The following is an 8,111-nucleotide window of genomic DNA, read 5'->3' as shown; positions in this document are numbered from 1 at the left end:
AGCTGACGACATGCCAGTGATGGGCACCGTGAAATTTCAGCGGTTCTTCCGGGCAGCGGCTGGACTGCAGGTCGACCGGAACGACCTCAAGCGCTATACGGATTTCATCGACGACAAGATCTACGACGTGATCCTCATCGGCAAGGCCTCGGCCAAGGCCAACCTGCGTGACGTGATCGAACCGTGGGACCTGCCGATCACCAAGGGGCTGCAGGAGAGCATCCACCGGTTCGAAAAACTGGACGAGGAGATCGAACTACAGCCTCTGCTCGACCAACTGACGGCCCGCCCACCGTTGGACGTGGCCCTCTCCGAGGAGACCGAGCGCCGGCTGCCGCTGATTGCCGGAGGCTTGAGCGTGGCGCTGGCGGACACATTCGTCACGATCGCTCCCGATGTCAAGAACCTGGGAACCGCCGAATGGACCACGGTGTTCGATATCTTCCATCTCTTGATCTGATGCGTGGCGCGGCCGGCCGAGCCCGCTCGGGCAGCGGGACCACGTGAACCAGGTGGAGGGGAACGCTGCGGTGGACGGCGACCGCCGCCGCCACCGCGCAACCTGCGTCGCGGCCGACGAGGCCGTCGATGCCGACGACGATGTGGCGCCTGTCGACCACGGTGACATCACCTTTCCCGAAGATGCAGCCTCGTCATCACCGCGCGGATGAGTGAATCGTGTTCGCATTCAGGGTGTCAGTGCTGACGACCCACCAATAGTGACTGTGGACCTGAATCGCGCCCTGCCTGGCGGAAAAGTGGTCCGCGAAGATGCGCTTCCGGGGTGATGCCGACAGCGCCATGCGCTCCATCAGCGAACAACCCCGGTCCACTTTCGCGCCGCCTCCGCCGACGTTGTCACATCGACGGTGAGCTGCTTCGTCGACGTCGGAGCCAACTGCCGGAGGTGAACCTGCACCGGCGCATCCACTTCGCCGCCGCGAGCTCGGGACGCGTGTACCGCGAAACCGTGGTCGATGTCGGCGCGACCGCCGACCCCGTGACCTTGGTTGTTGGGTTCCGGCTTCGGACTGTGCGCGATAATGCGCTCGCGCACAGCCTTTTCCGCTGCGAGAGCATTCTCAACACCCCACTGTTCGCGGGCTTCCCCGAGTTTCGAAGCTGTGGCTGGCCCACGACGAGAGCCACCGCTACCGCAAAGAAGTGTACGAGTGGGACACGGGCGGGCGCGCCGAATCGTACGTCCGCCAAGGTGGTGGCCACTGGCAGTCGTCAGGCCTCCGGTCGATCCGGCCTCACATCATCCCGGGAAGACGCCGAGACGAAGCCCTCGCACACCCGCAGCAGAGACCTGGGGCGGAATCGCACGAGAACGAGTGGTGGCGGCCGGTGACCGGCTCGTGGTGACCAGGTCTACACGAGAGATGACTTTCGGCCCTCCCACCTGCGGTCACCGTTACCGCACCGTTGTCCGCAGCCGATCTGCACACACGGAAATCCCATCGGCACTGGAACGAGGACATCATGCGGGACAAGCACACACTGCCGTCGTCGAACACCACCGGCGGATCCGCAGGCCGCGGGGAAATCGGCCTCTCCCACGGTGACCATCGGCCCTAACTGCTCGATCGCGGACGGCGAAGACTGAGAGGCATGTACGAGACTCCCGCCCCGAATTTGTGGGGAACCGAAGTGGAAGCGATCGTGGACAGCACCATCCCCGACGTGAATGTCGTTCGCATCGCCGTGGACCTCGCGTGCCGGGCACCCTCGGTCCACAACAGTCAGCCGTGGCACTGGCGGTACGCCGGCGGCCGGCTCGATCTTCACACCGAACGTGGCCGGCTGCTGGCCTCGACGGACCCGACCGGACGGCAGCTGGTGATCAGTTGCGGGGCGGCCCTGCACCACTTGCAGACAGCGCTCACCGCTCTGCGATGGTCGACCGACATCCAACGTCTTCCCGAGGGTCCGCACTCGGGCCATCTGGCGACAATCCGGTTCCACCGCGACGCTCGTCCTCAATCGCACGACTTCGATCTGCTCGCCGCGATCAGGCACCGCTTCTCCGACCGCCGACCGTTCGGCCCAGTCAGCCCCAAACGCTCGCTTCCCCGTTCACTGCCCGAGCTCGTGCGCCGGCAGGGAGTTGCGCTGACGGTGCTGCCCGAGGACGCGCGCCCGGTGCTCGCCGCCGCCACCGCATACACCGCCGCCACGCGGAAGTACGATTCCGCATACCAAGCCGAGTTGCATTGGTGGGTGGGGCATTCCATACCCGCCGGCGGTATCCCTGCCGAAGCGCTGGCAACTGCAGACAATAGTGCCCGGGTGGACATCGGACGGAGGTTTCCCGCCGGCCGCGACGATGGTTCGTCGGCGGAGGTGGATCAGTCGACCGTCCTCGTGCTGAGCACGGACAGTGACGGCCGGCCGGATTGGCTCCGCGCCGGCGAGGTGCTGTCCTTGGTGCTTCTGGAGGCCACGGTCGGCGGACTCGCGACGTGCCCCCTCACACATATGACGGAGTGTCGGCCGAGTAGAGAGATGATCCGCGAACTTCTTCCGGACGGTGGATACCCGCAGGCACTGATTCGCGTGGGTGTCACGGAGAAGAGGCGCCCGCCGCGACAGACTCCGCGGCGGCCGACGGACGCGGTGTTGTCGGTGGGCACCCGACGCGGCGGCTACCGATGACGGCGCCCGCACCTCGCCGTGTGCTCATGACCGGCCCGGCCCCTGCCGCAATCTGTGACGTGATGGCGCCGACCTGCGGACTGGAGGTTGCCCGATGATCAACGTATTTCTCGTCGACGATCATGAGGTGGTCCGCCGTGGGATAGCGGATCTTCTCACCGTGGACCCCGAACTGGCCGTGATCGGGGAGGCGGCGTCGTATTCGCAGGCGCTGGCTCGGATCCCGGCACTCAAACCCGACGTTGCCGTGCTCGATGTCCGGCTGCCCGACGGCAACGGCATCGAACTGTGTCGTGAACTGCTCTCCCGGATGCCGGGCTTGCATTGTCTGATGCTGACGTCCTACACCGACGACCAGGCGATGCTCGACGCCAACCTCGCCGGGGCCAGCGGATATGTCGTCAAGGACATCCGCGGGATGGAGCTGACCGAGGCAGTCCATGAGGTGGGTGCGGGCAAGTCGCTGCTCGACAGTCGTGCCGCCGCCGCGTTGATGGCGAAGCTCCGCTCGGGCGCAGACGCGGAGGACGGCCCTTTCGCGGGGCTCACCGACCAGCAACGGACACTGCTCGCGCTCCTCGGTGAAGGGCTGACCAACCGGCAGATCGCCGAACGCATGTTTCTCGCGGAGAAGACCGTCAAGAACTACGTGTCACGGCTGCTGACGAAGTTGGGCGTGGAACGACGGACGCAGGCGGCCGTCCTTGCGACCAAGATGCCCCCGAACCAACCCCGGAACTGATCGGTTCCGCCTGACTCCCCGGGCCGGAGCGGACCTGTTCGGCCTCTCGAAGTGGCTGCGACGTCCGAGTACGAGGCGATCACCCGCAGCGCACTGCGGATCCGACATCGAACGTCCCCGGCGGCTCCCCCGCGCGTGGTCCCCGGCGGCTCATGCGTCACCCGGGCGGCAGCGTAGTCTGTCACGTCGGTGAGGGTGACGAGCCTTCCGTAGTCGGCCTCCGGTATGTCGATCCCGAAGGTCGAATGCAGCCTGACGAGGAAGTTCAGCCAATCCAGCGAATCGAGATCCACCTGATCCCGATGCGGCTGGTCCGCGAGCACGTCGTCGCCCTCGACTTCGGGGTGCGATGTTCTGCAGTGCGGCGAGCACCACGGCACCGATGTCCTGAGTGTCCACGATCGAATCCTCACAATCGTTCCGGATGTTGCAGCAGTTTCGCGGATCTCGGACAGGAACTGCACTCTACTGACACATCACCACGGTGCCCGTCGGAAACCCGGTGGTCCGCCGCCAGGCTCGTCGTGCCCACCGGCACGACCCCGAGCTTCCCGTCGACAAGCCACTGCCGGTCGGCGGGTCTGCCGAAGCCCGCCAACGCCACCTGCGGCGGCTACATCACCCCCACCACGGAGCCCACACCGCGTTCGCCGAGGTTCGACACGGTCAGGGTCGGATCGGACATCTCGGAGCCGCGCATCGATCCGGCGCGGACGCGCGCCACCAGGTCGGTGAGTTCGGTCATCAGCTGACCGAGTGGCTTCTCGTGCGGTGTCGCGGATCGCCGGGCGACGAGGCCGCGCCCTGCCGCAGTGAGATCGCAACACCGACCTGGACGGGTGTTTGCAGCCGGAACTCGCCATCGTGCCAGAACCCGTTCATCTCCGGGAAGTGCTGCGCCGCCAGTGCGACCGCCTTGGGTTGCAGGGCGGCCATCAGAATCCGCTCGGTGACCAGGCGACCGGCGTTCTCCCGTTCCATCCAGGCGGCCGCGGCTTGCAAGGGCACCCGGTGCGCCAGGTAGTAGTGCGGGATCTCGCGCCTGGACCGACTCATCGATGCTGCGATCGCCCGACGCATGTCGCGGGCCCTGTGCACCGTCACGCCAGGCTCTGCGGCTGCCGGCCCGGCCTTCAGCAGCACGAGCAGCCGGTGAATCGTGCCCTTTCGCCAGATTTCCACGTCCACAGCCGCTTTCGCCGTGTCGACGGTCGCGATGGCCTGCCCGCGATCGACTTCGTCTCCGGGCTTGACCAGCCAGTCGATGAGTGTTCCTTCGTCCAGGTCGGAACCGAGAGAGGGCAACGCGAAAACAAACATGAGGCATCCCTACCCTCACCGATCGCCGATCCCAAGCGGTGGAAACAATCGTCTCCACCTGGGGAATCGCAGCCTGTTCCAGGTGTTTGGCGTACGGCACGGGAACCTCCGCACTGCATACACGTCGCGGTGGTGCGTCGAGGTCGTAGAACGCCGTCTCGACGATTCGGCCATCGAGCGGATGCGAGACTGCCGCTGCGCCAACCTTTGTCGACCACGACTGCGCGACCCGGCTCTCGTGGGCGGCGGAGCGCTCTGGCCGCGCATGATCAACAACCGGGCACCGAGTGAGCAGATCCTCCCCGAGGCTGGGCGCCGGCTTTCCGCCGTGCATCGGGGAGCTGGGACCGAGGTCCTCGGGGCAAGGACTGTCGGCCCTACTGTTACGGCGCGGTGGAGGAGTCCAATCGAAGTGTCACCTTCCACCTCTCTATTGGATTGGAGTAGTCATGAGCATTCTGTCCCCCCGACGCCCACATCGGTCCACGATGTTGACTCTGCCCGCGCTACCAGATTGGTCGGATGTGGTGGCCGGGTTCGAGTCACTGCCGATCTGGCGGCCGTTCGAAAATCACCTCATCCGGGTCGAAGAACACGTCGACGACGATCGTTACACCATCCGGGCCGAACTGCCCGGGGTGGACCCCGCTAAGGACATCGACATCAGCGTCCGTGACGGACAACTCACCATCACGGCCGAGCGCACCGAGAAGCAGGAAGAAGGCACCCGGTCGGAATTCCGCTACGGAAGCTTCTACCGGTCGATGCCGCTGCCCCCCGGCGCGCAAGAGGACGACATCAACGCCACCTATACCGACGGAATCTTGACCGTCACCGTGCCGGTCACCGAATCGCAGACGGCGGAGAAGCACGTGGAAGTCACGCAAGGTCCCGCGAAGGAGGCGCCCATTGACCGTGGTGGTAGAAAGTCCTGACCGCAGACGATTCGCGTCTCGCGGCCGAAACGGAGCGAGACAGCAGCCCGAGCGCGGCGCCGAGCACCTTCGTTCTTCCACTCGATCACGATCCCGCTTCAGTGGAACGGCGCCCGCGCTCGGCCTCGCCGGAACGGCAAGTCGGTCTGCTGTTTGGAGTGGTGCGGTGCAGCATCCCGGGGTCGATCAAGCCGGGACCACGCCCGAAGGGGGTCGGACAAACCATGGCCACGCGGGGTGCTGCGTCCGAGGTGCTCAGGCCGCTGCCTGCTGCCGGGCCAGGGCACGATTCTGCCCATCCCGTAGCCCGTAGTTGGCGGGGGTGAGCAGCTTTCTCGCCGCGGCGACCTTGGCGACGTTCTTATCGTCGACGATCGTCGCCGTGCCCGGGTGCAGCTGAATCGCTTCGATGGCCGCCCACCGCACCTTTCGAGCCCTGTTTGGTCACTCGTGCACCCTTCTTGTTACGGACCGCGAGACGCGTGTCCGTGGTGATGTGCCCGCGACGGACGGTGGTATCGGACTCGTGATGGCGTGGAGTCAGACCCGCCCACGAACACAGCCGGTCCGGGCGGAGTACCGGTGAACGTTGCCGATCTCGGCGCGGCGGCACTGTCATACCGCTCGCGCGCATGTCGTCCGGTAGGGCGCCGCCGGATCATCGGCGTGCGGCAACTCGTGTGATGTGCGCGGACGAAGCCCCGTCCGATGGTCATCGAAAGCAGGGAGAGGGCGGCTTCGAGGGAATGACCCTCGGTTCGACGAGCCCGGCACTGCTCCATCGCGCACCGTACCCCCCGCTCATGGTGCGCGCGAAGGGTCGGGTAGAGGTCGGAAGTCCTCTGGCAGGCAACGAGGGTCACTGACCTTGTGCCCTACGCCGGTTGCGATCCTCGCGGAAGGCTCGGGAACCGAGCGATCGGAGGAGGTATCTCCGAACCAGCGCAGCTGGGGCTCGAGTCATGGGTGGCCCTGACCGGACGAAGAAGGGAGCCTCGATGGAACGCCTGATCAATATCGACAACGGTGGGCCGCACGCTATGACACACGCCCACGAACTCTCGAACAGGAGTCGATCGAACGGCCGGGACATCGCCCGCCCGGAATTGCCCACGCCGACTGTCATGGTCGTCGACCCGCGCTTCGGTGAACTGGCCGGCCGGTTCTTCCGGCTGTTCGGCCAGACCTCGGACGGTGGCGGTGCGCTGGCGGTCTACCTGGACGGTGAACCCGTCGTCGACATCTGGTCGGGATGGGCCACCCGGGACACGCGCTGGCAGTCCGACACGGTGTCGGTGTCGTTCTCGACCGGCAAGGGCGTGGCGAGCACGGTACTCCACCGTCTCGTCGACCGGGGGCTGCTCGACTACGATGCACCCGTCGCGGAGTACTGGCCAGAGTTCGCGAGCGCGGGCAAGGACACCGTCACGGTGCGCGAGCTGCTCAGCCACCGGGCCGGGCTCCATCGCGTGCGCGGCCTGGTTCCGGGCCGGCTGGCGCTCCTGAATCATGACGGCGTGGCGGATGCCCTGGCGTCCGCGACGCCCGACCGTCGCCGGTCCGTCATGCCCGGCTATCACGCCGTGACCTTCGGTGCGCTCGTCGCCGAGCTCACGACGCGGGTCACCGGGATGTCGTTCACCGACCTGGTACGCACCGAGATCGCCGAACCCCTCGGCATCCGCGAGTTCTGGTTCCAGGTGCCCGACGAGGAGCGCCGCCGCATCGCGAAACTGTTCCCCCGGATCAATCCATTCGGAATCCCCTGGGAGGCAGCCTCCTTCGCCTTGTCGCGCACTCCCGTGCTGAAGAACATCGCCGCCGCCGGCATGCCGGAAGGATTCGACGAACTGGTCCGGAACCCCGCCATCCACGACTACGTGATGCCCGGCTGGAACGGTGTGTTCAGCGCCCGAGCCCTCGCCCGGATGTATGCGGCGATCGCCAACAAGGGCCTGGTGGACGGCATCCGGTTCCTGAGCGAGGAGACCCTCGACCAGATCGGTGAGGTGCAGACCACGGCCCGCGACTACGTGCTGGGTGTCCGAATGAACTGGCGACTCGGTTACCACTCCGCGTTCGTCGCCAGCCGGACGCAGTCACCGCACGCCTTCGGTCACTACGGTCTCGGCGGCTCCGGTGCCTTCGCCGATCCGCAGACGGGCCTGTCGGTGGCGTTCGTGACCAACCGGATGGGCAACAACCTCACCCCGTTCGCCGACCTGCGGCTGGCCAAATTGGGTGCGCAGGCCGAATCGATCGCGCGACGGTTGTAGTCCGGACGGACGTGACCAATGGCCCGGGCCAGGGGTCCGCGCCACGCGGTGCCCGCCGAGCCCGGCATCGGGTCGCACGACGGGGACTCGGCCCGTGGTGATGTCAGCAGGAGCGTGGGAGTTGCGGGTGTCGGGTCTGGGAATTTTTTCGCCATGACTCTTGTCATGTTCTATGTCAGA

At 66.2% G+C, this 8,111-nt stretch carries 8 protein-coding genes and 3 pseudogenes; 5 read left to right on the top strand and 6 right to left on the bottom strand.

What is annotated here, in order from left to right:
- Window positions 1–19 precede the first annotated feature (19 nt).
- Complete coding sequence (locus HGB39_RS37515) at window positions 20–460, top strand: DUF1931 family protein (protein WP_005572382.1); 441 nt, start codon at window positions 20–22, stop codon at window positions 458–460.
- Here the strand turns inward: HGB39_RS37515 and HGB39_RS40460 are convergent.
- The gene (locus HGB39_RS40460; protein ID WP_376744855.1) at window positions 399–620 is read right to left on the bottom strand and encodes a universal stress protein; all 222 of its coding nucleotides are present in this window, start codon (window positions 618–620) and stop codon (window positions 399–401) included. The genes HGB39_RS37515 and HGB39_RS40460 overlap by 62 nt on opposite strands.
- Window positions 621–811: 191 nt before the next feature.
- Window positions 812–1,057, bottom strand: coding sequence for a hypothetical protein (locus HGB39_RS37510; RefSeq protein ID WP_005572380.1), 246 nt, complete (start codon window positions 1,055–1,057; stop codon window positions 812–814).
- 557 nt (window positions 1,058–1,614) lie between these two features.
- On the opposite strand from HGB39_RS37510, the gene HGB39_RS37505 reads away from it, so the two are divergent.
- Together HGB39_RS37505 and HGB39_RS37500 are read left to right on the top strand one after the other, a co-directional pair.
- Window positions 1,615–2,658, top strand: coding sequence for an Acg family FMN-binding oxidoreductase (locus HGB39_RS37505; protein WP_005572378.1), 1,044 nt, complete (start codon window positions 1,615–1,617; stop codon window positions 2,656–2,658).
- A gap of 94 nt (window positions 2,659–2,752) precedes the next feature.
- Window positions 2,753–3,400: a response regulator gene (locus tag HGB39_RS37500; protein WP_005572376.1), complete on the top strand. Its 648-nt coding sequence runs from the start codon at window positions 2,753–2,755 to the stop codon at window positions 3,398–3,400.
- On the opposite strand, the gene HGB39_RS40085 is transcribed toward HGB39_RS37500, so the two are convergent.
- From HGB39_RS40085 to HGB39_RS39420, 3 genes and pseudogenes are all read right to left on the bottom strand, one after another.
- A complete protein-coding gene (locus tag HGB39_RS40085) occupies window positions 3,304–3,693 on the bottom strand; it encodes an acyl carrier protein (RefSeq protein ID WP_312029825.1) in 390 nt (129 codons plus the stop codon). The two genes, HGB39_RS37500 and HGB39_RS40085, sit on opposite strands and share 97 nt — an antisense overlap.
- A gap of 116 nt (window positions 3,694–3,809) precedes the next feature.
- Window positions 3,810–4,720 (bottom strand): annotated as a pseudogene (locus tag HGB39_RS37490) (2-oxo acid dehydrogenase subunit E2).
- Between the two features lie 40 nt (window positions 4,721–4,760).
- Window positions 4,761–4,959 (bottom strand): annotated as a pseudogene (locus HGB39_RS39420) (transketolase C-terminal domain-containing protein); the annotation flags it as partial.
- 210 nt (window positions 4,960–5,169) lie between these two features.
- Between HGB39_RS39420 and HGB39_RS37485 the strand changes: the two are divergent.
- Window positions 5,170–5,655, top strand: coding sequence for an Hsp20/alpha crystallin family protein (locus tag HGB39_RS37485; protein WP_052024064.1), 486 nt, complete (start codon window positions 5,170–5,172; stop codon window positions 5,653–5,655).
- A 255-nt stretch (window positions 5,656–5,910) separates the two neighbouring features.
- On the opposite strand, the pseudogene HGB39_RS40565 reads toward HGB39_RS37485, so the two are convergent.
- Window positions 5,911–6,258: pseudogene (locus HGB39_RS40565) on the bottom strand (transposase); the annotation flags it as partial.
- Window positions 6,259–6,779: 521 nt separating this feature from the next.
- Between HGB39_RS40565 and HGB39_RS37480 the strand changes: the two are divergent.
- Window positions 6,780–7,931 (top strand): serine hydrolase domain-containing protein, encoded by a 1,152-nt coding sequence (locus tag HGB39_RS37480; protein ID WP_247607626.1) that lies wholly within the window; start codon window positions 6,780–6,782, stop codon window positions 7,929–7,931.
- Window positions 7,932–8,111: the final 180 nt, after the last annotated feature.

Source organism: Rhodococcus opacus (assembly GCF_012396235.1).
In the GTDB taxonomy this organism is placed as follows: domain Bacteria; phylum Actinomycetota; class Actinomycetes; order Mycobacteriales; family Mycobacteriaceae; genus Rhodococcus_F; species Rhodococcus_F opacus.
This window is presented reverse-complemented; position numbering and strand designations above follow the sequence as displayed.